At 70.3% G+C, this 25689-nt stretch carries 27 protein-coding genes; 17 read left to right on the forward strand and 10 right to left on the reverse strand.

The window, feature by feature from the left end; genetic code table 11:
• The first annotated feature begins 154 nt into the window (after positions 1–154).
• The 3 genes from DEU34_RS01015 to DEU34_RS01025 are packed head-to-tail and all read left to right on the forward strand — an operon-like array spanning position 155 to position 3644.
• Positions 155–1876 carry a circularly permuted type 2 ATP-grasp protein gene (locus DEU34_RS01015; RefSeq protein WP_121148030.1) on the forward strand — a complete coding sequence of 574 codons (1722 nt, stop codon included), beginning with the start codon at positions 155–157 and terminating at the stop codon, positions 1874–1876.
• A complete protein-coding gene (locus DEU34_RS01020) occupies positions 1870–2802 on the forward strand; it encodes an alpha-E domain-containing protein (protein WP_116648038.1) in 933 nt (310 codons plus the stop codon). The genes DEU34_RS01015 and DEU34_RS01020 overlap by 7 nt, the downstream gene beginning before the upstream one ends.
• A complete protein-coding gene (locus DEU34_RS01025) occupies positions 2799–3644 on the forward strand; it encodes a transglutaminase family protein (protein ID WP_116648037.1) in 846 nt (281 codons plus the stop codon). The genes DEU34_RS01020 and DEU34_RS01025 overlap by 4 nt, the downstream gene beginning before the upstream one ends.
• Here the strand turns inward: DEU34_RS01025 and DEU34_RS01030 are convergent.
• Together DEU34_RS01030 and DEU34_RS01035 are read right to left on the reverse strand one after the other, a co-directional pair.
• Complete coding sequence (locus DEU34_RS01030) at positions 3628–3987, reverse strand: hypothetical protein (RefSeq protein ID WP_121148032.1); 360 nt, start codon at positions 3985–3987, stop codon at positions 3628–3630. The genes DEU34_RS01025 and DEU34_RS01030 overlap by 17 nt on opposite strands.
• Positions 3988–3990: 3 nt before the next feature.
• Positions 3991–4299, reverse strand: coding sequence for a hypothetical protein (locus tag DEU34_RS01035; protein ID WP_121148034.1), 309 nt, complete (start codon positions 4297–4299; stop codon positions 3991–3993).
• 262 nt (positions 4300–4561) lie between these two features.
• On the opposite strand from DEU34_RS01035, the gene DEU34_RS01040 reads away from it, so the two are divergent.
• From DEU34_RS01040 to DEU34_RS01050, 3 genes are all read left to right on the forward strand, one after another.
• Positions 4562–6160, forward strand: coding sequence for an AMP-binding protein (locus DEU34_RS01040; protein ID WP_121149652.1), 1599 nt, complete (start codon positions 4562–4564; stop codon positions 6158–6160).
• Between the two features lie 69 nt (positions 6161–6229).
• Positions 6230–6907, forward strand: coding sequence for an SDR family oxidoreductase (locus DEU34_RS01045; protein WP_121148037.1), 678 nt, complete (start codon positions 6230–6232; stop codon positions 6905–6907).
• A gap of 91 nt (positions 6908–6998) precedes the next feature.
• Positions 6999–7922: a spermidine synthase gene (locus tag DEU34_RS01050; protein ID WP_310793497.1), complete on the forward strand. Its 924-nt coding sequence runs from the start codon at positions 6999–7001 to the stop codon at positions 7920–7922.
• A 5-nt stretch (positions 7923–7927) separates the two neighbouring features.
• Here DEU34_RS01050 and DEU34_RS16135 read toward each other — a convergent pair whose 3' ends face one another.
• The 3 genes from DEU34_RS16135 to DEU34_RS01060 all read right to left on the reverse strand — a co-directional run bounded on the left by DEU34_RS16135 (position 7928) and on the right by DEU34_RS01060 (position 10937).
• Complete coding sequence (locus tag DEU34_RS16135) at positions 7928–8089, reverse strand: hypothetical protein (protein ID WP_183042298.1); 162 nt, start codon at positions 8087–8089, stop codon at positions 7928–7930.
• A 121-nt stretch (positions 8090–8210) separates the two neighbouring features.
• A complete protein-coding gene (locus DEU34_RS01055; RefSeq protein ID WP_121148038.1) occupies positions 8211–9125 on the reverse strand; it encodes a DUF368 domain-containing protein in 915 nt (304 codons plus the stop codon).
• Between the two features lie 198 nt (positions 9126–9323).
• Positions 9324–10937, reverse strand: a complete 1614-nt coding sequence (locus DEU34_RS01060) for a DHA2 family efflux MFS transporter permease subunit (RefSeq protein ID WP_121148040.1) — start codon at positions 10935–10937, stop codon at positions 9324–9326.
• Between the two features lie 106 nt (positions 10938–11043).
• Here DEU34_RS01060 and DEU34_RS01065 point away from each other — a divergent pair, with 106 nt between their 5' ends.
• Together DEU34_RS01065 and DEU34_RS01070 are read left to right on the forward strand one after the other, a co-directional pair.
• Entirely contained in the window at positions 11044–12324 is a 1281-nt protein-coding gene (locus tag DEU34_RS01065; protein ID WP_121148043.1) for a D-arabinono-1,4-lactone oxidase, read from the forward strand.
• A gap of 109 nt (positions 12325–12433) precedes the next feature.
• Positions 12434–13222, forward strand: a complete 789-nt coding sequence (locus DEU34_RS01070; protein WP_121148045.1) for an IclR family transcriptional regulator — start codon at positions 12434–12436, stop codon at positions 13220–13222.
• 80 nt (positions 13223–13302) lie between these two features.
• Here DEU34_RS01070 and DEU34_RS01075 read toward each other — a convergent pair whose 3' ends face one another.
• The 5 genes from DEU34_RS01075 to DEU34_RS01095 are packed head-to-tail and all read right to left on the reverse strand — an operon-like array spanning position 13303 to position 18340.
• Positions 13303–14478: an acyl-CoA dehydrogenase family protein gene (locus tag DEU34_RS01075; RefSeq protein WP_121148048.1), complete on the reverse strand. Its 1176-nt coding sequence runs from the start codon at positions 14476–14478 to the stop codon at positions 13303–13305.
• Positions 14471–15361: an amidohydrolase family protein gene (locus DEU34_RS01080; RefSeq protein WP_121148050.1), complete on the reverse strand. Its 891-nt coding sequence runs from the start codon at positions 15359–15361 to the stop codon at positions 14471–14473. The genes DEU34_RS01075 and DEU34_RS01080 overlap by 8 nt, the downstream gene beginning before the upstream one ends.
• Positions 15358–16962 (reverse strand): AMP-binding protein, encoded by a 1605-nt coding sequence (locus tag DEU34_RS01085; protein ID WP_183042299.1) that lies wholly within the window; start codon positions 16960–16962, stop codon positions 15358–15360. The genes DEU34_RS01080 and DEU34_RS01085 overlap by 4 nt, the downstream gene beginning before the upstream one ends.
• Positions 16959–17876, reverse strand: a complete 918-nt coding sequence (locus tag DEU34_RS01090) for an SDR family NAD(P)-dependent oxidoreductase (RefSeq protein WP_121148055.1) — start codon at positions 17874–17876, stop codon at positions 16959–16961. The genes DEU34_RS01085 and DEU34_RS01090 overlap by 4 nt, the downstream gene beginning before the upstream one ends.
• Positions 17873–18340: a MaoC family dehydratase gene (locus DEU34_RS01095; RefSeq protein WP_121148057.1), complete on the reverse strand. Its 468-nt coding sequence runs from the start codon at positions 18338–18340 to the stop codon at positions 17873–17875. The genes DEU34_RS01090 and DEU34_RS01095 overlap by 4 nt, the downstream gene beginning before the upstream one ends.
• Before the next feature lie 188 nt (positions 18341–18528).
• On the opposite strand from DEU34_RS01095, the gene DEU34_RS01100 reads away from it, so the two are divergent.
• The 9 genes from DEU34_RS01100 to DEU34_RS01140 all read left to right on the forward strand — a co-directional run bounded on the left by DEU34_RS01100 (position 18529) and on the right by DEU34_RS01140 (position 25645).
• A complete protein-coding gene (locus tag DEU34_RS01100) occupies positions 18529–19059 on the forward strand; it encodes a UGSC family (seleno)protein (RefSeq protein WP_147423978.1) in 531 nt (176 codons plus the stop codon).
• Between the two features lies 1 nt (position 19060).
• On the forward strand, positions 19061–20167 hold the full coding sequence (locus DEU34_RS01105; protein ID WP_121148062.1) for a hypothetical protein: 1107 nt from the start codon (positions 19061–19063) through the stop codon (positions 20165–20167).
• Position 20168: 1 nt separating this feature from the next.
• Positions 20169–20423 (forward strand): hypothetical protein, encoded by a 255-nt coding sequence (locus tag DEU34_RS01110; protein ID WP_121148065.1) that lies wholly within the window; start codon positions 20169–20171, stop codon positions 20421–20423.
• Between the two features lie 183 nt (positions 20424–20606).
• The gene (locus tag DEU34_RS01115) at positions 20607–21695 is read left to right on the forward strand and encodes an ABC transporter substrate-binding protein (protein WP_121148067.1); all 1089 of its coding nucleotides are present in this window, start codon (positions 20607–20609) and stop codon (positions 21693–21695) included.
• A gap of 55 nt (positions 21696–21750) precedes the next feature.
• On the forward strand, positions 21751–22584 hold the full coding sequence (locus DEU34_RS01120) for an ABC transporter ATP-binding protein (RefSeq protein WP_121149653.1): 834 nt from the start codon (positions 21751–21753) through the stop codon (positions 22582–22584).
• A gap of 1 nt (position 22585) precedes the next feature.
• Positions 22586–23383 (forward strand): ABC transporter permease, encoded by a 798-nt coding sequence (locus DEU34_RS01125; RefSeq protein ID WP_121148070.1) that lies wholly within the window; start codon positions 22586–22588, stop codon positions 23381–23383.
• Positions 23384–23388: 5 nt separating this feature from the next.
• Positions 23389–24672, forward strand: coding sequence for an aconitase X catalytic domain-containing protein (locus DEU34_RS01130; RefSeq protein ID WP_121148071.1), 1284 nt, complete (start codon positions 23389–23391; stop codon positions 24670–24672).
• On the forward strand, positions 24669–25094 hold the full coding sequence (locus tag DEU34_RS01135) for an aconitase X swivel domain-containing protein (RefSeq protein WP_121149654.1): 426 nt from the start codon (positions 24669–24671) through the stop codon (positions 25092–25094). Before DEU34_RS01130 ends, DEU34_RS01135 begins: the two co-directional genes overlap by 4 nt.
• A gap of 155 nt (positions 25095–25249) precedes the next feature.
• On the forward strand, positions 25250–25645 hold the full coding sequence (locus tag DEU34_RS01140; RefSeq protein ID WP_121148074.1) for an SRPBCC family protein: 396 nt from the start codon (positions 25250–25252) through the stop codon (positions 25643–25645).
• Positions 25646–25689 lie beyond the last annotated feature (44 nt).

A 25689-nucleotide genomic window follows, 5' to 3' on the forward strand; every position in this document is an offset into this window, starting at 1 on the left:
CTCTCGAGACGCCGTCGTGTCGCCGAACCGACAGCTCCTCGACGCGGGCGGGATGTCATCTCGGCGAGACGGTATGGTCTCGACGCCGGAGACGGGTCCGCGGATGCTGCGGGGCGAAACAATGCCGCAACACGGGCGGGGATAGGCTCAGGGGATGGGCGACCTGTTCGACGGATACGGCTCCACGCTGGCGCCGCGCAAGACGGCCTCGGGGGTACCCGCCTTCGACGAGATGTTCGGCCACCCCGCCCATCCCGGTGAGGCGGCCGAGTCGCGCACCGCGTACCGCGAGCTCTACCAGGCGCTCGCGAAGATGACGCAGGAGGAGCTGCGGGGCCGCACCGATTCGCTCGCGAGCTCGTACCTCGCGCAGGGCGTCACGTTCGACTTCGCCGGCGAGGAGCGCCCGTTCCCGCTCGACGCGGTGCCGCGCGTGATCACCTACGACGAATGGTCGAAGGTCGAAGCCGGCGTCAAGCAGCGCGTGAAGGCGCTGGAGGCCTTCCTCGACGACGCCTACGGCCACCAGCACGCCGTGCGCGACGGCGTCATCCCCGCGCGCCTGATCTCGTCGTCGCAGTACTTCTACCGCCAGGCCGCGGGCATCCGCAGCGCCAACGGCGTGCGCATCCAGGTCTCGGGCATCGACCTCATCCGCGACGAGAACGGCGAGATGCGCGTGCTCGAAGACAACGTGCGCGTGCCCTCGGGCGTGAGCTACGTGATCTCGAACCGCCGCGTGATGGCGCAGACGCTTCCCGAGCTCTTCGTCTCGATGCGCGTGCGCCCCGTCGGCGATTACCCGAACAAGCTCCTCGCGGCCCTCCGCGCCTCGGCCCCGCCCGGGATCGAAGACCCGAACGTCGTCGTGCTGACCCCCGGCGTCTACAACTCCGCGTACTTCGAGCACACCCTGCTCGCCCGCCTCATGGGCGTGGAGCTCGTCGAGGGGCGCGACCTGCTCACCGCCGGTGGCAAGGTCTTCATGCGCACCACCCGCGGACCGCAGCGCGTCGACGTCATCTACCGTCGCGTCGACGACGAGTTCCTCGATCCGCTGCAGTTCCGCGCCGACTCCATGCTGGGCGCCCCCGGACTGATGCTCGCCGCGCGCCTGGGCAACGTCACGATCGCCAACGCGGTCGGCAACGGCGTCGCCGACGACAAGCTCGTCTACACCTACGTGCCCGACCTCATCCGGTACTACCTGGCCGAGGAGCCCATCCTCAAGAACGTCGACACCTGGCGCCTGGAAGACCCGAACGCCCTCGAAGAGGTGCTCGACCGCCTCGACGAGCTCGTGGTCAAGCCGGTCGACGGGTCGGGCGGCAAGGGGCTCGTCGTCGGGCCCGACGCGTCGCCCTCCGAACTCGAGAAGCTGCGCACGCGCCTGCTCGCCGATCCGCGCGGCTGGATCGCACAGCCGGTGGTCATGCTGTCGACGATCCCCACACTCGTGGAGGACGGCATGCGTCCGCGCCACGCCGACCTGCGGCCCTTCGCGGTCAACGACGGAGAGGACGTCTGGGTGCTGCCGGGCGGGCTCACCCGCGTCGCGCTCCCCGAGGGGCAGCTCGTGGTGAACTCCAGCCAGGGCGGCGGATCGAAAGACACCTGGATCGTCGGCGGCTCGGCCCCCGGTCACGTCGAGTACGGGCAGGGCGTCGGACTCGCCGGCCTCGTCGCCGATCAGGCGGCGACGGTGACAGAGGCGATCCCGATCATCTACGACGGGCAGCCGGCGCCGGTCGTCTCGCCCCACGACCGCCCCCTCACGCGCAGCGAGCAGCAGGAGCAGCAGCAGCAGTCCGACCCCGAGCACGGACCGCAGGCCGAACAGCAGCAGCAGCAGGCCCAGGACGGTGTCGGATGCTGAGCCGCATCGCCGAATCGCTGTTCTGGATCGGGCGCTACATCGAGCGCAGCGACGGGACAGCGCGCATCCTCGACGTGCACCTGCAGCTGCTTCTCGAAGACCCCTGGATCGACGAAGACACCGCCTGCCGGTCGCTGCTGAGCGTGATGGGCTCGGCCCAGCCCGAGGGTCTCGAGCACGTGCGCCGCGAAGACGTGCTGCAGCGCCTCGCCATCGATCGCATGAATCCGGCGAGCATCTCGTACGCCCTCACGGCCGCGCGCGAGAACGCCCGGCGGGCGCGCGAGATCGTCTCCACCGAGCTGTGGGAGACCCTGAACACCTCGAACTCGCGCATGCCCCGGCGCCTGCAGACCGAGAAGGTGTCGGAGTTCTTCGGCTGGGTGCGCGAACGCGCCGCCCTCGCCGTCGGCATCGTCGACTCCTCGACCAGCCGCGACGAGGCCTGGCAGTTCTTCACCCTCGGTCGCAGCATCGAGCGGGCCGACATGACGGCGCGGCTTCTCGCGACGCGGTCGCTCACCGAAGCATCCGGCCCGTCGTGGACGACCATCCTGCGCTCGTGCGGGGCGTACGAGCCCTACCTGCGCACCTACCGCGGCATGCCGAGCGCCCACAACGCCGCCGAGTTCCTGCTGCTCGACCGTCTCTTCCCCCGCTCGATCATCTACTCGATCCAGCGCGCGGAGGAGTGCATGAGCCTCATCGACCCGCGCGCCGATCGTGTCGGGCACTCGAACACGGTGCTGAGGGCCCTCGGGCAGATCCGCAACGACCTCGAATACAGCCCCATCAGCGACGTGCTCTCGGAGCTGCCGCACCACATGAAGCGAGTGCAGAAGGTGACGCGCGAAGCATCCGAGGCCATCCGCCAGCGCTTCTTCCCGACGCAGGCGGAGCCGAGCTGGATCGGAGAGATCTCGTGAAGAGACTGCGCATCGAGCACTCGACCGGCTTCTCGTACCAGGGCGACGTGTCGGCCTCGTACAACGAGGCGAGGATGCTGCCGGTCTCGACCGACAGTCAGTTCGTGCTGAGCTCATCGCTCGACATCGACCCCTCGACGTCGGTGAACCAGTACATCGACTACTTCGGCACCCGCGTCAGCGCGTTCGACGTGCTCTCGCCCCACGACGACCTGAGCATCACCGCTCGCTCGCTCGTCGAGGTGCGACCCCGCCCGATCCAGCATCTCGACGTGTCGTGGGAGTCGCTGGCGGCCGAGGCCGAGCGCTCCATCGCGACGGTGGAGCAGCTCACGCAGACGGCGCGCACGCGGCCCCACCCCGAGGTCGCCGAGATCGCGCGGTCCATCGCCGGTCAGCACGACCACCCCGGTGCCGCAGCGCACGCGATCGCGGAGGCCCTCGGCGATGCGGTCGAGTACATGCACGGCGTGACCAGCGTGCTCTCCACGGCTCACGAGGCGTGGGTCGCGCGCAAGGGCGTGTGTCAGGACATCGCGCACATCACCCTCGGCGCCCTCCGCGAGGTGGGGATCCCCGCCCGGTACGTCTCGGGCTACCTGCACCCGCGTCCGAACGCCGAGGTGGGCGTGGCCGTCACGGGCGAGTCGCACGCGTGGGTGGAGTGGTTCGCCGGCGACTGGCAGGGCTTCGACCCCACGAACAACATCGAGATCGGCGACCGTCACGTGCTGGTCGGCCGGGGGCGCGACTACAACGACGTGCCGCCGCTGCGCGGCGTGTACGCCGGTCCGTTCAAGTCGGCGCTCAACGTGAAGGTGACCATCACCCGCGAGATGTGAGCGGGCGCAGGCGGTCGTCGCTGACGGGGAAGTCGACCGCGTAGGAGACCTGGGGCGCGGTCATGTCGCCCCAGTCGTCCTTCTTCACGCGGATGCCGGAGGGGGAGACCTCGGCGATCCTCACGCGCAGCCAGGAGCCGTCGTCCAACCGCACCTCGTGCGGGTCGGCGAGGTAGCCGATCCCGAGCTCGTCGAGGGTCTCCTCCGCCCGAATCCACTCGACGACTCCGGTGCGTGGGCGCCCGAGCAGGTCGATCGCGACGAAGCCGTCGCCTTCGGGCGCGATCCACCCCACGCGCTCGCCGTCGTCGGAGCGGCGGTACTCGATCCAGTCGGCGTCCACGGGTCAGGCCTGCACGGTCGCGGGAGGTGCCGGGCGGATGCTGCCGCGAAGGAACGGCAGCCAGGGAGCCCGGTACACGAGCGAGCGGTCATCCGCGGAGAGCGCGAACTCCGCCTGCCCGAACCGCCAGACGCGGTTGAAGAGGAAGATCGCGACGGTCGCACCGTCGCTCGGCACCTGCCACGTGCCCAGGCCCCACTGGGTCGGCTGGCCGCGCCCGTCGAGCACGAGGGTCGGCCGCACGCCGGCGTAGAGCGCGAACCAGGGCTTGCGCAGGGTCAGCTCGATGCGACGGGTCGTCGGGGCGGTCATCCCGCCGACGTTACGGGCCTCGTCGCGCAAGTGCCAGTGCGAGCATCCACCCCGAAAGCACGACGTCCGCCCCAGAGCACGGCGTGCGTACGTGCTCAGCCCGTGCGCTCGGGCGCGGGCCGTGCGCCGGGGCGCGCGGCGGAGGGTCGGCGCGACCTGGGCGCAAGGGGTTCCCTGCAGCGTCTCATCGGGGTGAGAGTGGAGCATCCGATCGCTGCCCGCGGGCGGCGACATGTTCGCGACGAAGCGAGAGGTGCTCCGCATGTTCATCAGCCCCTACGACGCCCTCGACATCCCCGATGTCGGCGTCTACGAGTACCTGTTCGCATCGCTCGACGACTCCGACCTCGACCGTGTGGCGCTGATCGATCCGCAGGCCGGCTCCGAGACGACCTACGGCGAACTGCGCGGCCAGGTCGAGGCGTTCGCGGGTGCTCTCGCCCACCGGGGTGTCGAGGTCGGCACCGTCGTCGCGATGCTGTGCCCGAACGTGCCGGCGTTCGCGACGGTGTTCCACGGCGTGCTGCGCCTGGGAGCCGTCGCGACGACCGTCAACTCGCTCTACACGGCGCACGAGATCGAGGAGCAGCTGCGCGACTCCGCAGCGACCTGGGTCGTCACGATCTCGCCCCTCCTCGAGCACGCCGCCGAGGCGGCGCGGGCCGTGGGCATCCCCGACGAGCGGATCATCGTGCTCGACGGCGCCGACGGGCACCCCGATCTGCGGTCGCTCCTCGCCGAAGGGCGGACGGCTCCCGCCGTGTCGTTCGACCCGGCGACCCACGTTGCGGTTCTCCCGTACTCCTCGGGCACGACCGGAATGGCCAAGGGTGTCATGCTCTCGCACCGCAATCTCGTCGCGAACGTCGAGCAGTGCCGCATCGCGATCAACCTCGGGCGCGACGACCGCGTGCTCGCGGTTCTGCCCTTCTTCCACATCTACGGCATGACGGTTCTGCTGAATCTCGCGTTGCGCCAGCGGGCGAGCCTGGTGACGATGCCCCGGTTCGACCTCGTCGAGTTCCTCCGCAGCATCCAGGACCACCGCTGCACGTTCCTGTTCATCGCCCCGCCCGTGGCGGTGGCGCTCGCCAAGCACCCGGTCGTCGACGACTTCGACACCTCGAGCGTGCACACCGTCTTCTCGGGCGCCGCCCCGCTCGACGGCGAGACGGCGCGGGCCACCGCGCGTCGCCTGAACGCCCACGTGCTGCAGGGGTACGGCATGAGCGAGCTGAGTCCCGTCTCGCACGCCACGCCGTTCGACCGCGACGACGTGCCCGAGAGCGCGGTCGGGGTGCTGCTGCCCAACGTCGAGGCGAAGCTCGTCGACGTCGACTCGGGCGCCGAGATCGACGAGCACGGCGCCGACGGACTCACCGCTCCCGGCGAGATCTGGGTGAGGGGGCCGAACGTCATGCTCGGCTACCTGAACCGCCCCGACGCCACGGCCGAGACGATCGACGCCGACGGCTTCCTCCACACCGGTGACATCGGCGTGCATCACGTCGACGGCTACTTCGCGATCGTCGACCGGCTGAAGGAGCTGATCAAGTACAAGGGCTATCAGATCGCACCCGCCGAGCTCGAAGCGCTGCTGCTGTCGCATCCGGAGGTCGCGGATGCTGCGGTGATCGGAGTGTCGGACGACGACGGCCAGGAGGTGCCGAAGGCCTTCGTCGTCGCGGTCGCGGGCGCCGACCTCACGGAGGAGCAGGTGGCCGGCTTCGTCGCCGAGCGGGTCGCGCCGCACAAGAAGGTGCGTCGGGTGGAGTTCATCGACGCGATCCCGAAGTCGGCCTCGGGCAAAATCCTCCGGAAGGATCTGCGCGCCCGGGAGAAGGCGGCCGCCGCCGGTTGAGGCGGCTCGTCGGCCGACGGCGGGTCTGCAGGCGTAGCCTCGACGGGTCGATCGAATCTCGGAGGAACCATGGATCTGGCCCTGAACGGACACGTCGCCCTCGTCGTGGGCGGCACCGGCTACATCGGCCGTGCGGTGGTCGACCGTCTGCGCGCCGAGGGCGCGACCGCGCTGGGTGCGGGCCGAAGCTCCGGCGACGTGGTGGTGGATGCTGCGGACGACGCCTCGGTCGCCTCCGCCATCGCCGGCGTGCTCGCCGAGCACGGCCGCCTCGATGCGCTCATCGTCACGGCGGCGCCGGCGGCGCAGACCCTCGACCCGGCCCTCTCCGACGATCCCGCGGATGTGCTGGCCGCCGTCGACGGCAAGGCGATGACGTTCCTCCGCGCGGCGAACGCCGTGCTCCCGCTCATGCGCGAGGCCGGCTACGGCCGCATCGTCGGGGTCGCCGGGCAGAACGCGCTCATCACGGGCGATGTACGCGGGTCGATCCGCAACGCGGCGCTGATCATCGCCGCTGAGAACCTCGCCGACGGGTGCGCGGGGTCGGGGGTGACGGTGAACGTGGTGAACCCGGGCCGCGTGAACGACGAGCCCCGCGCAGACGTGCAGCCGGGTCGGGGCGGCGAGTCGTCGCCCGCGCAGATCGCCGACCTCATCGCCTTCCTCGCCTCTCCTCTCGCCGCCGCCGTCTCGGGCGAGTCGATCGCGGTCGGGCATCGAGTGCGCGGGATCACCCACCTGTGACCGCGCGCGACCTCGGTCGCGGCATCCGACCCCGCCGGGTAGCCTCGGGCGAAGGCGCGCCCTCTCGCGTGCGCCGGAGATCGAGACATCCATGAGCGCGCGATTCGAAGAGCTCGACTGGCAGGACACCCGGATGGGTGAGCTGACGCTCCGGCGGCGGGCAGATCCCTCGACGGGCGAGCAGATCTACGAGGTCAAGCTCAAGGACGAGTACCTCATGTCGAGCCTGTTCACCGTGGCCGAGGAGGAGCTCGCCACGCTCGGGCTGGCGGCCGCGACCGGGGACGACCTGCGCGTGCTCGTCGGCGGCCTCGGCCTCGGATACACCGCCGCGACCGCACGGGCCGACGCGCGCGTCGGGAGCATCACCGTCATCGACGCCCTTCCCGCGGTGATCGGCTGGCACGAGCGTGAGCTGCTCCCCGTCTCCGCGCAGCTGGTGCGCGACGAGCGGGTCTCGCTGGTGAACGACGACTTCTTCGCGGTCGTGCGGCGGGCGCCGGATGTCGGTGACGAGCTGTACGACGCGATCCTGCTCGACGTCGACCACTCCCCGCGCCACACGCTCGATCCGAGCCACGCCGACCTCTACACGGCAGCAGGGCTCGCCTCCCTCGCTCGCCACCTCGCCGACGGCGGCATCTTCGCCCTCTGGTCGGATGACCCGCCCGACGCCGACTTCCTGTCGACGCTGTCGTCGGTCTTCGACGACGCGACCGCGCACGTGGTCGACTTCGCCAACCGGCTCACCGGCGGCACGTCGTCGAACACGGTCTACGTCGCCGCTCGGCGCATGCGCGCGGGCGGGCCTACGCTGGACGGACCGTCGAACGAAGGGGTCACCGTGTCACCAGGTGCCGAGCACGCCGAACCGCACCGCATTCCCGAGCCCGGCGAGCCGAGCGTTCCCGAGATCGAGGTCGACGAGACGATCGCGCCCCGCCCGGAGGAGGAGGTCGCCGACGTGGCTCGCGCAGAACCCGACGTCGACGACCACAGTCCGTCGGCAGGCTGAGACCGCTAGTCGGCCTGCTCGTCCTCTTCCGGTTCGAACGTGGAGGCCGTGCCGGTGTGTCCGGCGGCCACGCCCCCGAGCTCGTTCGGAATGGTGCCGTCCTTGCCCAGGCCGTCGGGCTTGACGTCGCCGTCGGGGTCGTTCTTCGAGTGGTCGTTGTCGCTCATGTCGAACTCCTTCGTAGGAGTGCCCAGCGTGCGCCATTCCTCGTGGCGCGTCGACCCTTCTTCCGGATCGGGCGGTGACTCGTACAATGACGGCCGTCGCGACGTGCCGCCCGTGCGCGGGTCAGCGGGGGGAGCGCCCGTCGGTGAGACGGTGCTGCATCGCCACGAGACCGAGCACGACCGCGGCGCCGATCGCGGTCAGCGCGATCACGCCCCACAGGTCGTCGCCGGGAGGAAGGGCGGAACCCGACGGGTCCTGCCACGGCCACAGGGCGCGCAGCGAGCCCGCCATGAGGCCGGTCGCCACCGCGAGCGTGATCGCGGGGTGTGTGTCGAGCAGCATCCGCAGCAGTCCGACGAAAGACCCCAGCCCGACGATCGCGCCGACGGCGAAGGCGAGGAGGTAGGGGAGGTTGCGGTCGTTCACGGCGGCGAGGGTGGTCTCGTAGAGGCCGAACACGAGAAGCAGGAACGAGCCCGACACCCCGGGGAACACCAGCGCGCAGATCGCGATCGCGGCGGCCCCTGCGACGAGCACCAGCGGGGGATCGGTGACCTGTCCGGCGGGGAGGCCGCTGAGAACGAACGACGCCGCCGCCGCGAGGGCGGTGACGAGCACGAGGCGCCACGACCAGGCGCGACCCACCATGCCGATGGGCACGAGAAGGGATGCGGCGATCAACCCGGCGAAGACCGCGCGCGTCTCCACGGGGTTCTCCGCGACGAGCGGCGCGAGGATGCGAGCGCCGGCGATGACGGCGACCACCATGCCGATCACGACCGGCACGACGACGCGCCACGTCACGGCGCGGAAGTGCTCCCCCGAGCGGGCGGCGCCCCGACCGCGCAGCACGTCGGTCAGCGCGAGGGTGCCGCGCACGACGTGACTCGCCGACGCGATCAGCGTCGAATACACCCCGACGATGAGCGCGACCGTGCCCCCGCTCACCCCGGGGATGACCTCGACGACGCCGATCAGTGATCCGCGCAGCACGTCGACGGCGGGCCGGAGGGAGGCGGAGCGGAGAGCAGGCATAGCCTCCCACCCTACGTGGGACCGGATGCTGCGGAGTCGGGTGAGCGGCGGAGCGGTGCGAGGGCCGCGACGCTGGCATCGGGACGGGCGGGGAGCCGGCGGCCGTAGGCCGACGGCTCCGGGCATGCGTCACGGACCCTCGCACCGCGGAGCCGCGGGCGTACGCATCGCAGCCGCGGGGCCGGGCGCCGGGCCGCGCTACGGACGGTCGGCGGGCTCGGCCTCGTCGCGTCGGCGGGCGGGGGTGGATGCTGCGGACCCGAGCGAGATCGTCGCCAGCAGTCCGAGCGTGAGGAAGCCGGCGGCGGTGAACGCGGCGGCCCGCGTTCCGTCGGAGAAGGCCTCCTTCGCCGCATCCGCGACCTCGGCGCTCTGACCCGACGCCTCGAGCCCGGCGATGGCGGCACCCGCGCTGTCGACCACCGAGGAGACGACCTGGTCGCTCTGCGTCTGCGGGATCCCCTGGTCGGCGAGGGAAGCTCCGAGGATCCCCGCCGTGGTGGAGTACAGCACCGTTCCGAGCACCGCGACGCCGAGCGCCGCGCCGAGCTGCCGCGAGGTCGACTGCGTGCCCGAGGCCTGGCCGCCCTCCGACGGCGGAACGTCTGCGAGAACCACGCCGGTCAGCTGCGCGGTGGCGAGCCCGACGCCGAGGCCGTAGACGAAGAGGAACGGCACCAGCGGCACCCACGACGCATCCGGGCCGATGACGACGGCGATCCCGGCGACGCCCACGATCTCGGCGGCGAGGCCCGCCCGCACCACCCAGACGGGGGCGACGCGACCCGAGAGCGCCCCGGCGACGCCGCTCGCCACGAACGAGCCGATCGCGAGGGCGAGCAGGATGAGGCCGGTCTGGAGCGCGTCGAACCCGATCACGAACTGCAGCCACAGGGGGAGGGCCAGGATGATGCCGAACTCGCCGAGCGAGACGACCATCGCGGCGATGTTGCCGTTGCGGAACGAGGTGATGCCGAACAACCCGAGAACGAGAAGCGTCGAGCGGCCGCGGCGCCTGCGGTCAAGGCCCCAGGCGATGAATGCTGCGAGCCCGAGCAGCGAGACGGCGAACGCGATCGGCACCGGGGAGAGGTCCCACGGCCAGGTCGCGTCGCCGAGGGTCGGCACGGTGTCGACGAGCCACCAGCCGTAGGTGCGCCCCTCGATGAGACCGAACACCAGGGTGCTCATGGTGACCACCGACAGCACCGCGCCGACACCGTCGATGCGCTCGGTACGGTCGCTGCGGGATTCCGCCACCGTGAGCAGCACGCCGACGACGATCACGATGCCGAGGGGGATGTTGATGCCGAAGGCCCACCGCCACGAGAACGCGGTCGTCAGCCATCCGCCCAGGAGCGGCCCCACGGCGGCCATGCCGCCGATGGTCGAACCCCAGACGGCGAACGCGATGCCCCGCTCGCGGCCGCGGAAGGTCGCGTTGATCAGCGACAGCGTCGTCGGGAGGATCATCGATCCGCCCACGCCCTGCACGAGGCGGGAGAGGATGAGCAGCCCGCCGGTGGGGGCGACCGCGGCTGCCACGGATGCGATCACGAAGACCACGACGCCGATCAGCAGCATCCGTCGTCGCCCGAAGCGGTCGGCGAGGCTGCCGAAGACGAGGAGGAGCGAAGCGAAGACGAGGGTGTAGGCCTCTTGCACCCACTGCACCTCGGTGGACGAGATGCCGAGGTCGTCGACGATCGAGGGGATGGCGACGTTGACGATGGTGGAGTCCACGATGATCAGCGAGACGGCGATACTGATGAAGACGAGTCCCACCCAGCGGAGCTTCGACGAATTCCACATATCGCTAGATTATCTAGCTATATCGGCGGATGCGAGCGGTGATCGTCGCGCGGTCATTCTGCCCGTGGCGACCTCGGCTCCCGTGTCGCGCGGATAGGTTGTTCGCATGGACAAAGGTACGCACGGTCAGGTCGAACCCGCGAAGAACTGGGCGGGCACCTACGCGTACCGCGCCGCGAACCGGGCGCGCCCCCGCGACCTCGACGAACTGGTGGCGCTCGTGCGCGGTGGAGGCGACCGCATCCACGCCCTCGGCACGCGGCACTCGTTCACCGATCTGCCCGACACCGGCGGAACGCTGATCGACCTGACCTCGCTCGACGGCGGTATCGAGATCGACGGCGCCGCGCGCGCCGTGCGGGTGCCCGGGGGTACGCGCTACGGCGTGCTGGCGGAGGCGCTCGAGGCCGAGGGGTGGGCGCTGCGCAACATGGGGTCGCTGCCGCACATCAGCGTCGCCGGGGCCACGGCGACGGGCACTCACGGATCGGGCAACGGCAACGCCGTTCTCTCGACCGGCGTGCGGGCGCTGCGCTACGTCGGCGCCGACGGCGAGGTCCGCGACGTGCGCCGCGGCGACCCCGACTTCGATGCGCTGGTCGTCGGCCTCGGCGCGTACGGCATCGTGACGGAGGTCGAACTCGACATCGTGCCGACCTACCGGGTGCGCCAAGACATCTACGGCCGCGTCTCGTGGAACGCCGCGCTCGCCGACCTCGACGCGGTGACCGGCGCGGGCTACAGCGTGTCGGTCTTCACGCGCTGGGACGACGACGAGGTCGGCTATGTCTGGGTGAAGACGCGCCTGGCCTCCGACGACGACGATGTTCCCCCCGCGCTCCTCGACGGGGCGATCGTCCACAACGACTCGCCCCTCGGCAGCCACGACAACGTGACGGAGCTCGGCGGGGTTCCGGGACCCTGGATGCTGCGCCTGCCGCACTTCCGCCTCGACCGTGAGCCGTCGTTCGGCGCCGAGATCCAGACGGAGTACTTCGTCGATCGGTCGGTCGCGCCCGACGCCCTCCGCGCGATACGCGGCCTCGCCCCGATGATCCGCCCGCACCTCGTCGTGAGCGAGCTGCGCACCGCGGCCCGCGACGGACTCTGGCTGAGCCCGGCGTACGAGCGCGACGTGCTCGCCATCCACTTCACCTGGCACGACCGCATAGCCGAGGTGGCCGAGGTCATCCCGCACATCGAGGAGGCCCTCGCCTCCTTCGCCGCGCGGCCGCACTGGGGAAAGCAGCACGCCTTCGACGCCGAGCGGATCGCGGCGGTGCATCCCCGCGTCGCCGACGCCCGCGCGGTCTTCGAGCGCCTGGACCCCGAGGGCCGGTTCGTCAACGCGCATCTCGAGCGGGTCGGCGCGCGCCTGCCGCGTTGAGCGCGCCGAGAGTGCCCGTTCCCGCCGAGAGTGGCCGCTTTTTCGGGAACGGAAGGCGAGAACGGGCACTTTCGCTGTGCGGAAAGCCGCGCGCCGCCATACTGGGAGGGTGACGACGGAGCACGCGGGGCCTCAGGACGCATCGGCGCGTTCGGTGATCGACCGGGCCTTCACGATCCTCGGCACCTTCCAGGGCGGCCGGGTGCGTCAGACGCTCTCGGAGATCAGCCGCCGCACGGATCTGCCGATCGCGACCTGCCATCGCATCGTCCAGCGCCTCACCGAGTGGGGCGCCCTGGAGCGCGAGACGGAGGGTCGCTACCGCATCGGCCTGCGCCTGTGGGAGGTCGCCTCGCTCGCGCCGCGTGCCGTGGGCCTGCAGCGCCTGGCGCGCCCGTACATGCAGGACCTGTACGAGACGACGGGCTACGCCACCCACCTCGCCATCCGCGAGGGCAGCGAGCTGATCTCGATCGAACGCTTCCAGAGCCCACGCCGCCCGGCCCGCCGTCCGCTCGTGGGCAACCGCTACCCGATGCACGCGACGGCGATCGGGCAGGTGCTGCTCGCCCACGCGCCCGAGGAGGTCAGGACCGAGGTCATCGAGGGCGACCTCGAGCAGTTCACCCCGCGCACCTACACCGATCGCGAGACGCTCACGCGCGTGCTCGGCGACATCCGCCGCAGCGGCTACGCCGTCAGCGACCGCCAGGTCGACCACATCCACGTGAGCGTCGCCGCACCGGTCTTCGGCGCCGACGGCACGGTGATCGCCGCGGTCTCGCTGGCGCTCACCGAGCAGGACGTCGACGGCAAGAACATGATCCATCTCGTGCGTCTGACGGCGACGTCGATCTCGCGCGCGCTCGGCGCCGCGGGCTTCGGCGAGACCCCCTGACGCGCACCGCACCGCACCGTGCCGCTGAGAGTCCAGAACACCCGGACACTTCGCCCCCGGCGCCCGGGTGTCCTGGACTCTCAGCGGGTGAATGCGCTCAGACCCGTCACCGCCCGGCCCACGATGAGGGCGTTGATCTCGCGGGTGCCCTCGAACGTGTAGAGCGCCTCGGCGTCGGCGAACATCCGTGCCACGTCGGTATCGACGCGAATGCCCTCCGCCCCGCACACCTCCCGCGCGAGCGCGACGGTCTCGCGCGCTCGATCGGCCGTCCACATCTTCACCAGCGCCGCGTGCTCCTCGCCGAGGCGCCCCGCCTGTCGAAGGTCGGTGAGGCCCACCGCCATCGCGAGCGACGCGGTGGCGTTCCCCAGCATCCGTGCCAGCTTCTCCTGCACCAGCTGGAAGCCGGCGATCGGCCGGCCGAACTGCTCGCGCCGGAGGGCGTAGGCGAGCGCCGCCTCGTAGGCGCCCACCTGGAGGCCGGCCGCGTTCCACGCGACCACGTGCCGGAGCTTCGCGAGGATCGCCGACAGGTCGCCGAAGTCGTCGATGCGCTGCAGCCGGTCGGACTCCGGAATCACCACGTCCGTCAGTTCGATGTCGGCGTTGCGCACCATACGGAGGCTGATCTTCCCCGAGATGTCGGTGAGGGAGACCCCGGGGGCCTGCCGGGGAACGAGGAAGACCTTCGCGCGGCCGTCGGACGCATCGCGGGCGACCACGAGGATGACGTCCGAGATGGCCGCGTTGCCGATCCATCGCTTGCGACCGCTGATGCGCCACGTGTCGCCGTCGCGGGTGGCCGTGGTCTGCATGCCGCCGGCGACATCCGAACCGTGCTCCGGCTCGGTCAGGGCGAAGCATCCGGTCACGGAGAACGAGGCGATTTCCGGGTCCCACCGCGCGACCTGCTCCGGCGAGCCGCCTTCGCGCACCACGGTGCGGAACATGCCCACCTGGCCGCCGTAGACCGTGCCGATCGACATGTCGCACCGGGCGAACTCGAAGTGCTTGAAGCCGACGTAGAGCGGGTCGGGGGCTCCGTCGGGTCCCGCGAGGGCCGGATCGTCCTCGAGGTCGAGCGCCGCGAGCTCCAGGCGGAGATGCGCGGGGCAGTGGGCGTCCTCCCACCACTGCGCGAGGTGGGGCCGTGCGCGCTCGTCGAGGAGCGACCGCAGCGCCTCGAGCTTCGCCCGGGCGGCGGGGGAGAGCCGGTCGGAGAAGCCGAACAGGTCGGTGGCCGCGTCACTCACCCGCGAGGCCCAGCAGTCGCACCGCGTTGTCCTTCAGGATCATCGCGCGCACCTCGTCGGGGTACTCCAACAGTGCGAAGTCGGTCAGCCACCGTTCGGGGGTGAGCGCGGGCATGTCGGATCCGAACAGCACCTTGTGCTTCAGGTACGTCCGCGCCGCGCGCACCAGTGCGGGCGGGAAGTACTTCGGCGACCATCCCGACAGGTCGATCCACGCGTTCGCCTTGTGCGTGGCGATCGAGATCGCCTCGTCCTGCCAGGGGACGCTGGGGTGCGCCATGATCACGGGGAGATGAGGATGCCGCGCCGCGACGTCGTCGAGCAGCATCGGGTTCGACAGGCTGAGCCGGAAGCCCCACCCGCCCGGGAGTCCCGCTCCCGCGCCCGTCTGCCCCGTGTGGACGAGGATCGGCAGCCCGAGCTCCTCGATCGCGGCGAAGAGCGGGATGTAGGCGGGATCCGACGGGTCGAACGCCTGCACCGACGGGTGGAACTTGAACCCGCGCACGCCGAGTTCGATCGCCTGACGCTTCGCCTCCTCGACGGCGGCTTCGCCCTGCAGCGGATCGACGCTCCCGAAGGGGATCAGCACGTCGGAGTTGCGGCGGGCCCCCGCGACGAGGTCGTCGACGCTGTTCGGGCGGTGATCGAGGTTGGTGGTGGCGTCGACGGTGAAGACGACCGCGCCGGTGTTGCGGGCGCGGTAGTACTCCGCGGTCTGATCGACGGTGCGCGGCTTCTCGCTGCTCTTGAAGTACGCGGCCATCGCTTCGGTGAGCGCGGGCGGAGATGCCGTGCGTCCGGTCTCGTCGATGGACACGTGCACGTGCACGTCGATCATCGACACCTTCGCGGGATCGAACCCCGGCCAGCCCGCGCTCATCGCACCGCCTCCGCCAGCTCGCGTTGCGCGTCCTGTTTGACGCGGGCGAGCTCGACCTTCCCGGTCATCGACCGCTCGAGGCTCGCCCGGACGAAGACGTGCCGGGGCTTCTTGTAGCCGGCGAGACGTTCGTCGAGGTAGGTCCGCAACTCCTCGACGTCGATCTCGCGCCCCGGCACCGGGGAGACCATCGCACTCACGACCTCGCCGAAGCGCCGATCGGGCAGACCGAAGACGACGGCGTCGTCGACGGTCGGATGCGACAGGAGGGCCTCCTCGACCTCGGCGGGGAAGACCTTCTCGCCGCCGGTGTTCACGACGGCGCTGAGGCGCCCCAGCAGCTCGACCGAGCCGTCGCCCCGCGCTCGCGCCCAGTCCCCCGGCATGATGTAGCGGTTGCCTCGGATGGTGGGGAACGTCTCGGCCGTCTTCGCCGGATCGCGGTAGTAGCCCTTCGGCAGGATGCCGCGGAAGGCCAGGATGCCGAGGGCCCCCGCATCGGCCTGAATCTCGGCGAGGTCGTCGTCGAGCAGCACCGCGCCGGGGGTGAGCACGAGACGGGCGGGCAGTTCGTCCACGCCGTTCGTCACACCGAACGCGAACGGGCCTCCCTCGCTCGAGGCGAGCATGTCGACGATGGCGAGGTCCCCCAGGGCGTGCAGGCGCCGCTTCACGTCGTCGCTGAAGCGCATCCCGGAGCTCAGGATCCACCGCACTCCGGGCAGCCCCGTGCCGCGTCGTTCGACGGTCTCGGCCAGGGGCAGGGCGAGGGCGTCTCCGGCAACGATGAGGCGGGAGACGCCGAATTCGGCGATGAGGTCGGCGGCTTCCTCCATGTCCATGCGCGCAGCGGCGTGCAGCACCACGGTGCCGCCGAGCGCCATCGTCCCCATCGTCGTCGACTGTGCCGTGCCGTGCAGGAGCGGCGTCAGGGGGAGGGTCACGATCCGGGGAGTGGCGGGATCGACCGCGATCCGGATCGCCTCGGCGAGATCCTCGGGCGGGGTGATTCCGAGCAGGCCCCAGGTCGACTGCCGTCGCGCTACGAGCAGGGTGTCGAGGTCCCACACCACGGCTTTCGGCGACCCCGTCGTGCCGCCCGTGTAGAGCCGCAACTCGGCCCCCCGCGGTGCGCTCTCGGGGAGCGCCCCACCCGCGGCGACGATGTCGGCGTAGTCCAGCGAGCCGGGGGTGGCGGGCGAGCCGTCGTCGACCTCGATGATCTCGACGTCGAGTCCGGTGACGGCCTCGCGGGCGAGCTCGCCCAGGCTGCGCGTGGTCAGCAGAACCCGCGCCTCAGAGTCGAGCACCAGCTCGCGCACCTCGCCGGCGCGGTAGCGGTAGTTGATCGCGACCGGGGAGACCCCGACGGCGAGGCTCGCCCAGGTGAAGGCGAGATACTCGGCGCGGTTGTACAGCAGGAGCGCTGCCGCGTCTCCGACCTTCAGTCCACGATCGACCAGATGCGTCGCGAGGGCGCCCGCCTCGGCGGCGAGCTGCGACCACGTCACCGTGCCGTCGCGGCTGATGACGGCGGGGCGGTCGGGGGCGGCGCGGGCGATTCCCTGCCAGAGGTCGCTGTAGTGCGGAGCGGACGTCATGCACCTACCGCCTTCCGCACGGGCGGGCCGGAATGCTGCGCCTGCGAGGCGAAGGTCGACCGCCAGGCGTCGGCGATCCCCGCCGCATCCCATCCGCCGTCGGAGTAAGCGGCATCGAGCTCGGCGGGGTGCGAGTACAGGGTGAGCTTGTCGCCGCCGATGCCGATCGCCTGACCGGTGACGTCGCCGGCGTCGGCCGAGGCCAGCCAGACGATCAGCGGAGCGACGTCTTCCGGAGTCCCGAGCGCGTTGTCGTGCCGGAACGAGGCCGGGATGGGCTCGCCGGCCAGGTAGCGCTCGTAGAGCTCGGCGTACGCCGGGATGGTCGCCGTCATGGGCGACAGCGCCGTCGGCACCACGGCGTTGGCCGTGATCCCGGCGCGAGCGAGCTCGAGCGACCAGGTGCGGGCCATCGCGACCAGTCCGGCCTTCACCGCCGCGTAGTTCGTCTGGCCGAAGCTGCCGAACTGGCCGGCGGGCGAACCGATGAGCACGAGCCGACCTCCCTCGCCCTGCTCGCGCAGGTACGTCGCGGCGGCCCTCCCGCAGGTGAAGGTTCCGCGCAGGTGGCTCGAGACCACCGCGTCGAACTCCGCATCCGACATCTTCCACAGCACGCGGTCGCGAAGCACTCCGGCGTTGGCGACGAGCGCGTCGAGACGGCCGTAGGTGTCGACGGCCGCGGCCACGAGGGCGTCGGCGGTCTCGGCGGGTCCGACCGCTCCGATCGAGCTGACGGCGCGACCGCCCCGCTCCACGATCTGCGCGACGGTCGACTCGGCGCTCTCGGCGTCGACGTCGTTCACGACCACGGCCGATCCCGCGTCGGCGAGGGCGATCGCGTAGGCGCGCCCGAGGCTGCGGCCCGCGCCGGTGACGATGGTGACGCGCCCGTCCAGGCGGACGGCGCTCATCGGTAGTGCCTCAGGACGAGTTCGGCGACGCAGACGGGTTTCGTCTCGCCCTCCGTCTCGAAGACCAGCTCGAGGGTCACCTGGTATCCGCCCGTGATCTCCTCCACCTGCGACACGGTGCCGCGGACGCGGATGCGGGCGCCCGAGCGCACCGCGTTGGGGAAGCGGATGCGGTTGAACCCGTACACGATGCCCATGCCGGCGTCGGTGACGCGGTAGATCTCCCGGAGGTGGAGGACGACCATGCTCAGCGTCAGCATCCCGTGCGCGATCCGGCCGCCGTAGGGAGAGGATGCGGCGCGCACCTCGTCGACGTGGATGGGGTTGTCGTCTCCGGTCAACTCCGCATAGGTGTCGATGTCGGCCTGCGGCACCTCCCGCCACGATGACGGGCCGAGCTCTGCTCCGGCCAGCGCGGGCAACTCCGCCATCGTCGTGGGGGTCGCCGTGCGTGTGTCTGTCATGCCAGCTCCTTCGCTGCGTGTCGCGCGCCGCCGCGGCGGCTCGTCCCTGGCGATCCTCTCGGTTGTCCCCGTGGGGACGACAGCGGTTTTTCACCTGGTGGAAGTGCCGCGCGGGGCCGCTCGGGCGCCATGTCATAGTCGGGTCGCCGACGACCGATGACGACGAAGGGCGAGCCGCGATGGCGAACATGGAACTTCTGCTGGACCCTACGGGAACGGCCGAGAACACGCAGGACGACACCCTGTCGCCCAGGCCGGTGAGCCTGAAAGGCCTGACGATCGGCCTGCTCGACAACACCAAACCGAACTCCACCATGCTGCTGGAGAACATCTTCGCCGAGCTCCGCGAGCACTACGGCGCGGGGGAGTCCCGGCTGTACACGAAGGACTACTTCGGCACGCCCGTGAAGCAGGAGCTCCTCGACCAGATCGTCGCCGAGTGCGACATCGTGATCACCGCCGTCGGTGATTGCGGCTCGTGCAGCGCCGCGACCGTCGCCGACGGCATCCTCTTCGAGCGGGCCGGCATCCCCACCGTGGCGATCACCTCCGACTCCTTCCTCATGTCGGGGCGGGCGATGGCCTCCGTGCAGGGATTCCCCGGGTTCGACTTCCACGCGGTGCAGCACCCGATGGCCAGCCTGTCGGCGCCGGAGGTGCGCGAGCGCGCTCTCGTCGCCGTGCCCGAGGTCGTCCGCATCCTCGGTCTGGAGGGTTGAGATGACCGCGCAGATCATCGGGAACATCCCCGACGTCGACATCGACCGCATCCACGAGATCCTCGACTATTACTGGGACCAGGAGTGGACCGACGGACTGCCGGTCGTTCCGGTGACCGAGTCGTCGCTGGCTCCCTTCCTCGCGGCGGTCGACCGCGATCCCGCCGAGGTGATCTTCACGATCACTCACCTGAACCGCCACCTCACCATCAAGCTGGCCGCGATCAATGCGGCCCTGGCGGGGTGCAAGCCCGAGTACTTCCCCGTCGTCGTCGCCGCATGGGAGGCGATCGCGAAGGAGCCGCATCCGGCGCGCGGCATCTGGCAGTCGACGACGGGCACCGCCCCCTTCCTCGTGGTCAACGGGCCGATCCGTCACGAGATCGGGTTGAACAGCGAGGGGAACATCTTCGGATCGGGAACCCGCTCCAACGCCACGATCGGTCGCGCGATCCGGCTCGGCTGCATCAACGTGTTCGGGTTGCACCCGCACAAGCTCGACCAGGCCACGCAGGGCAACCCGTCGAAGTACTCCTCGTGCATCGGTGAGGACGAGGAGCAGAGCCCCTGGCCCCCGCTGCACACCGAGTACGGCTTCGACGCGTCCGACAGCGTGGTCACGGCCTACGTGATCCGCTCGGTCGTGCACATCGAGGCGCGGCACACGATGGTTCCCGAGCAGCTCGCCCTGGACTACGTCGACACCATCCGGCGCACGGGCGCGCTCATCCACGAGTACACCAGCGCCCTCCTCGTGCTCACTCCCGAGCACGCCGAGGTGTTCGCCTCGGCGGGCTGGAGCAAAGACGACCTGCGGGACTTCATCTTCGACAACGCGCACCGCACCCGCGACGAGCTCGTCGCGGTGGGCAAGGACGCCCTGTCGCACAAGACCCGGTGGCGCCTGGCATCCGACCATCCCGATTCGATGCCCGATTCGGCCAGCTCCACCGCCGAGCCCGACGTCGTGCCCTCGCTCAGCCACCGCACGTCGGTGCAGATCATGGTCGCCGGCGCGAACAACGCGGGTGTCTCGGCGATCGTCGAGGTGTTCACCCTCAACCCGCCCCGGGAGTTCCCGTACTCGTACAGCAGGATCGGAGAATGACATGACAGACCTGACCGAAGCGGCATCGGTGGATGCTGCGCTGAAGCAGTTCACCGACATGATGGCGACCGACGGCTACGTGCTGTCGTGGACGCCGGCAGACGACGAGAAGATCGTCGTCCGCATCGACGCCACGGAGGGCGCGTGCGCCGACTGCCTCGTGCCGCAGCCCGTGATGGAGGCCATCATGGCGGCGGCCCTCGAGCCGACGCCCTACAGCCTCGACCACGTCGTGCTGCCCGCCGACGCCCACTGACGTTGCGCGAACAGTGACCCTCGGCCGGACGGCCGGGGGTCATCGTTCGTGGAGGGCTTTCACAGCCAGCAACTATCCTTTCGCTGAGTGAAAATTCGGGTTGGAGTCGGCGAGGGCGGTCGGCAGACTCGGGCAGGCCGACCGCAACGCTGCGGGCGGATCGTTCCGACACAGGAGTCAGACATGATCACCGCACAGACCTCGACGGCCCCCTCCCGCGCACGGCGCGGCATCCGTGCTACGGCGGCCCTGATCGCTGCCGGAGCACTGGCCCTCGCCGGTTGCTCGGGCGGAGGAGGGCAGAGCTCCTCCGGTTCCGACGGCGAGCTCAAGGAGATGACGGTCGTCACCTTCCTGCCGCTGGAGTCGTTCAGCTTCACGCCCGAGATGTTCGCGTACTCGGGCGGCTATTTCGAGAAGAACGGGCTCGACGTCGACCTGCAGCCCGTGCAGGGCACGGCCGCCGCGATCCAGTCGCTCGTGGGCGGGGCGACGACCATCACCCGCGCCAGCACGGTCGACGTCTTCCCCGCCATGGAGAGCGGGCAGCCGATCACCGCGGTGGGCACGATGGCCTACCGGTCGAATCTGCGGGTCGTCTCGACGACGGAGGACCCGATCGTCGATCCCTCTGATATGTCGGGGAAGACCATCGGCATGGGCTCGATCGGCGGCACGAGCGAGAAGATGCTGAACCTCGCACTCGACGAGGCGGGCGTGGACCAGGACTCGGTCACCCGCCAGGCCGTCCCCGTCACGGCCGCGACCCTCGAGGTCGTGCGCCAGAAGCAGCTCGCGGGATACATCGTCAGCCTCGACACCTCCCTCGCGATCGAGCAGCAGAACGACGACGCGGTCATCGAGCAGGTCGGCCTCGTCGACCAGCCCGACATCCAGACATGGATCACCACGAAGTCCAACCTCGACAACCCGGAGCGCGTCGAGGAGATCGAGCTGTTCCTGACCGCGATCAAGGAAGCCACCCAGTTCGTCATCGACGACGCGGAGAACGACTTCGACAACGTGCTGCAGATCATGCGCGACAGCGGCGACTGGAACTTCCCCGCGCTCCAGGACGACGCCGTCGCCCGTGCGGCGCTCGCCGAGTACGTGACCGGCACCTGGGTCGACCCCGACGGAAGCGTCTCGCTTCTCGAGAACGACATGGACGCCTGGACCGACACCTACGAGGTGTACACGAAGGCCGGTTTCGTCGAGGGCGGGCAGGATCCGCTCCAGTGGATCACGAACGACTACCTCCCCGCGGGCTGATCGACCGAAGACCCAGCCGTTCCGCGCCGCACCCGCACGAATGAGAGGCATGCCGATGAGAAACGACACGCTCGACACCGCCACGGCCGCCACCGGCGGAGCCACCGCCGTCCCCAGCCTGCACATCCAGGGTGTCGGACGCGACTTCCACACCAAGAACGGCACGACCCACGCCGTGTCGGGGGTCGACCTGTCGATCCAGAGAGGGGAGTTCGTCGCCCTCATCGGGCGTTCCGGCTGCGGCAAGACGACGCTGCTGCGCATGATCGGCGGGCTCCTGCCGCCGACGGCGGGCACCATCGCCGTCGACGGGAAGGAGCTGTGGCGCGACGGTCGCGTCGACAGCTCCGCGGTGACGAAGCTGGGTTTCGTCTTCCAGGAGAGCAACCTCTTCCCGTGGTTCTCGGTGCTCGACAACATCGCGCTGCCGTTGAAGATCCGCGGCGTCGGCAAGACGGAGCGGCGGCGCCGCGCGAGCGAGCTGGCCGAGCTGGTCGGTCTCGCCGGGTTCGAGAAGTCGTACCCGCGGGAGCTCTCCGGAGGAATGCGCCAGCGTGCGGCGATCGCGCGTGCGCTGAGCACGAAGCCCGACCTGCTGCTGATGGACGAGCCGTTCGGTGCGCTCGACGCGTTGACCCGCGAGCGGATGAACCTCGAGCTGCAGCGCATCGTTCTGGAGACGAACTCGACGGTGGTGTTCGTCACCCACGACATCCCCGAGGCGGTCTTCCTCGCCGACCGGGTCGTGCACATGACGCCGCGCCCCGGACGCATCCGTCAGATCCTCCCGGCGCCGTTCGCGAAGCCGCGAGCGGTCGACCTTCAGACCATGCCCGAGTTCAACGACATCGTGCGGGCCCTCCGCCACGACCTCGACGAGGAGCACTGACATGCCCAAGCCCCGGATCATGAAGCTGCTGCCGTGGATCGTCACGCCGGCCCTCATCGTCGTCATCATCGCCGTCTGGCAGATCCTCGTGACCTCGCTCGAGGTGAATCCGCTGGTCTTCCCGCCGCCGCTCGCCGTCGGTGAGGCCCTCGTCGTGCTCCTCGGTGACGGTGGCACCTGGGAAGAGGTCGGCGTGACCGTCCTCGAGATCATCGTCGGGTTCGCGATCGCCGTGGTCAGCGGCATCATCGTCGGCGTGGTGCTGGGCAAGCTCCCCTGGCTCGAGGTCAGCATCCGCCCCCTGATCGTCGCGGCCCAGGTCGCACCGAAGGTCGCCTTCATCCCGCTCTTCGTGATCTGGTTCGGCTTCGGCATCACGTCGAAGGTGCTGCTCGCAGCGCTCCTCGCCTTCTTCCCCGTCATGCTGAACGTGCTCCTCGGCGTCCGCTCCGTGGAGCAGGGGCAGCGCGAGGTGATGCGCAGCATCAGCGCGAGCCGCGCGCAGACCTTCCTCCAGCTCGAGATGCGGAGCCTCCAGCCCTACCTCTTCGCCGGAATGGAGGTCGCGATCGTGCTCGCGACGATCGGCGCGATCGTGGGGGAGTACCTCGGCGGCAGCGTGGGGCTCGGGGCGATGGTGGTGAGGGCGATGAGTTCTCTGGATGCGGCGAGGACGTTCGCGCTCATCATCCTGCTCTCGCTCATCGGGCTCGTGCTCTACCTGATCGTGAACGAGGCCAAGCGCTTCGTGATCCCCTGGCACGAGTCGGTCTACGGCCTGCGCGAAGCGACGGCCTGACGCCCATGTTGCTCACCGACGAGGAGAAGGGCATGCGTGACGGCGCCGAGGGCGGAGCGGTCGCCGCGGCGATGGATCTGCTGATCCGCTACGGCGAGGCCCTCGGTGCGGAGCGGCTGTGCGAGACGCGCAACGTCGCGGGCACCATGACCCAGCCCTCGCCGGCCAAGGCGAAACTCGTCGAGGAGGGCGGCTGGGCGAAGTCGTTCGCGGTCATCAACCTCGACTGCGACGACGACATCGAGATTCCTCGCATGAAGGTGCCGACGTGCCAACTGCAGCACGGCTTCGGCAAGGATGCGTCGGGACTCACGTCCTACCCCGAGCAGTCGATCGTGCTGCAGGGCGACGCCGAGTCGTACTTCAGCGAGCGCGGCGTCAACATCCTCGCCACCTGCACCCCGTACCAGGTGGGCAACATCCCGGTGCGGGGCGAGCACTGCGCGTGGATGGAGTCGTCGGCGGTCGTCTACTGCAACTCCGTGCTCGGGGCTCGGACGAACTGCGAAGGGGGCGCCTCCACCGGAGCCGCCGGGCTGACCGGCCGCATCCCCTACTGGGGGAACCACCTCCCCGAGAACCGCTTCGGCACGCACCATCTCGTCGCCGGCGTACCCGTCGACGACTTCCAGGAGTGGGGGATGCTGGGGTACTTCGTCGGCGACGCCGTGCAGGAGGGTCGGCCCGTCATCACGGGCGAGCTCGTGAACCCCGACCTGGCCGACCTGAAGCACTTCGGTGCCGCGACGGCCACCGCCGGCGGCGTGGAGATCTACCACATCCCGGGCGTCACGCCCGAGGCGACCTCGCTCGAGGCCGCGTTCGGCGGTGCCGGCGTCCCGGAGCCGCTCGTGTACGGCGAGGCCGAACGCCGCCTGGTCTACGAGACCCTCAACGACCAGGGGGAGTCGACCGACGTCGACTTCATCCTCCTCGGGTGTCCGCACGCCTCGCTCGACCAGCTCGAGCGCGTCGCGCGACGCCTGGAAGGTCGCCGCATCCATTCCGACACCGAGCTCTGGGTGATGACGCCGGCGGCGATCCGCACCATGGCCGACCGCAGCGGCTACACCCGCGCGATCGAACGGGCCGGCGGGCGCGTGCTGACCGATTCGTGCCCGGCGATGTCGAAGGCCGCCCCCGACGGAACCCGCGTGATGGCGACCGACTCTGCCAAGCAGGTGCACTACCTGCCGGCCATCCTGGGCATCGAGGGCTGGTTCGGCACCCTCGAGGAGTGCGTGGATGCGGCGATCACCGGCACGTGGCGAGGCGAGCTCTCGAGATGACCACCGTCGTCGAGACGTTCACCGGTCGTCCGATCGTCGCCGGGGTCGTGGAGGGCGAGGCTCTCGTCTCGACCGAGACGATCTCGGGGTTCGGCGGCATCGACCCCTCGAAAGGCACGGTCATCGAGCCGCGCCACGAGCTGTTCGGCGTCTGCTTCACCGACAAGATCCTCGTCTTCCCCGGCGCCAAGGGCTCGTCGGGCTGGTCGGGGTTCTTCCAGAGCACCCGCCTCATGGGCACGGCGCCGCGCGCGATGGTCTTCAACGTCATGACCACGAAGGCCGTGCTGGGAGCGATCGTCACGCGCGTTCCCAGCGTGGTGGAGTGCATCCCCGACCCCGTGGCCGCGATCCGCACCGGCGACTGGGTGCGCGTGGACGGCGACCGCGGCGTCGTGACGGTTCTGCGTCGAGGCGCCTAGCCCCGCCACGACCGTCCTGCGTGCAGGACGCACGGAGGAGTTCTCACGAGCGGAGGACGCCCCGGGTGTTCAGGGTCCTCCCTTCGTGAGATCTCCTCCCGTCGTGACGGCGAGGGTCGGATGCTGCGGCCGTGGTGGTGTGCCACGATGCGGTCATGAGGAGCCACCACGTCAGCCGCGTCATCGCCGCATCCCCCGAATCGGTGTACGAGTTCGCCCGCGACGTCGGGAACCTCCCGCGATGGGCCGCGGGTCTGGCGCGAACCGAGGTCGTGCGAGACGGCGATGCGCTGCTCGTCGAATCCCCGATGGGGCGTGTGAAGGTCCGTTTCGTCGAGAGGAACACCCTCGGCGTGCTGGACCATGACGTGACGCTGCCGTCCGGAACCGTGGTCACCAACCCCGTCCGTGTGCTCGCACACCCGGAGGGGGCGGAGGTGGTCTTCACCGTCCGCCAGATCGAGCTCGACGACGAGGAGTTCGCGCGCGACGTCGCCACGGTCGCCGCCGACCTCGAGCGTCTCGAGCGCGAAGTCGTCGCGCGGGCCTGACCCCCGCTCCGCGCCGAGAATCGGTGCGGTGAGCGGGGCTCGGT

The sequence above is a fragment of the Microbacterium sp. AG1240 genome (assembly GCF_003635115.1).
Lineage (GTDB): Bacteria > Actinomycetota > Actinomycetes > Actinomycetales > Microbacteriaceae > Microbacterium.

Coding starts and splice junctions, on each gene's coding strand:
- DEU34_RS01065 (WP_121148043.1), top strand. CDS start 11,044: ATGGACAAAGGTACGCACGGTCAGGTCGAACCCGCGAAGAACTGGGCG.
- DEU34_RS01045 (WP_121148037.1), top strand. CDS start 6,230: ATGGATCTGGCCCTGAACGGACACGTCGCCCTCGTCGTGGGCGGCACC.
- DEU34_RS01140 (WP_121148074.1), top strand. CDS start 25,250: ATGAGGAGCCACCACGTCAGCCGCGTCATCGCCGCATCCCCCGAATCG.
- DEU34_RS01100 (WP_147423978.1), top strand. CDS start 18,529: ATGGAACTTCTGCTGGACCCTACGGGAACGGCCGAGAACACGCAGGAC.
- DEU34_RS01095 (WP_121148057.1), bottom strand. CDS start 18,340: ATGACAGACACACGCACGGCGACCCCCACGACGATGGCGGAGTTGCCC.
- DEU34_RS01105 (WP_121148062.1), top strand. CDS start 19,061: ATGACCGCGCAGATCATCGGGAACATCCCCGACGTCGACATCGACCGC.
- DEU34_RS01015 (WP_121148030.1), top strand. CDS start 155: ATGGGCGACCTGTTCGACGGATACGGCTCCACGCTGGCGCCGCGCAAG.
- DEU34_RS01080 (WP_121148050.1), bottom strand. CDS start 15,361: ATGAGCGCGGGCTGGCCGGGGTTCGATCCCGCGAAGGTGTCGATGATC.
- DEU34_RS01135 (WP_121149654.1), top strand. CDS start 24,669: ATGACCACCGTCGTCGAGACGTTCACCGGTCGTCCGATCGTCGCCGGG.
- DEU34_RS01035 (WP_121148034.1), bottom strand. CDS start 4,299: ATGACCGCCCCGACGACCCGTCGCATCGAGCTGACCCTGCGCAAGCCC.
- DEU34_RS01125 (WP_121148070.1), top strand. CDS start 22,586: ATGCCCAAGCCCCGGATCATGAAGCTGCTGCCGTGGATCGTCACGCCG.
- DEU34_RS01050 (WP_310793497.1), top strand. CDS start 6,999: ATGAGCGCGCGATTCGAAGAGCTCGACTGGCAGGACACCCGGATGGGT.
- DEU34_RS01110 (WP_121148065.1), top strand. CDS start 20,169: ATGACAGACCTGACCGAAGCGGCATCGGTGGATGCTGCGCTGAAGCAG.
- DEU34_RS01115 (WP_121148067.1), top strand. CDS start 20,607: ATGATCACCGCACAGACCTCGACGGCCCCCTCCCGCGCACGGCGCGGC.
- DEU34_RS01130 (WP_121148071.1), top strand. CDS start 23,389: ATGTTGCTCACCGACGAGGAGAAGGGCATGCGTGACGGCGCCGAGGGC.
- DEU34_RS01020 (WP_116648038.1), top strand. CDS start 1,870: ATGCTGAGCCGCATCGCCGAATCGCTGTTCTGGATCGGGCGCTACATC.
- DEU34_RS01055 (WP_121148038.1), bottom strand. CDS start 9,125: ATGCCTGCTCTCCGCTCCGCCTCCCTCCGGCCCGCCGTCGACGTGCTG.
- DEU34_RS01085 (WP_183042299.1), bottom strand. CDS start 16,962: ATGACGTCCGCTCCGCACTACAGCGACCTCTGGCAGGGAATCGCCCGC.
- DEU34_RS16135 (WP_183042298.1), bottom strand. CDS start 8,089: ATGAGCGACAACGACCACTCGAAGAACGACCCCGACGGCGACGTCAAG.
- DEU34_RS01120 (WP_121149653.1), top strand. CDS start 21,751: ATGAGAAACGACACGCTCGACACCGCCACGGCCGCCACCGGCGGAGCC.
- DEU34_RS01090 (WP_121148055.1), bottom strand. CDS start 17,876: ATGAGCGCCGTCCGCCTGGACGGGCGCGTCACCATCGTCACCGGCGCG.
- DEU34_RS01060 (WP_121148040.1), bottom strand. CDS start 10,937: ATGTGGAATTCGTCGAAGCTCCGCTGGGTGGGACTCGTCTTCATCAGT.
- DEU34_RS01040 (WP_121149652.1), top strand. CDS start 4,562: ATGTTCATCAGCCCCTACGACGCCCTCGACATCCCCGATGTCGGCGTC.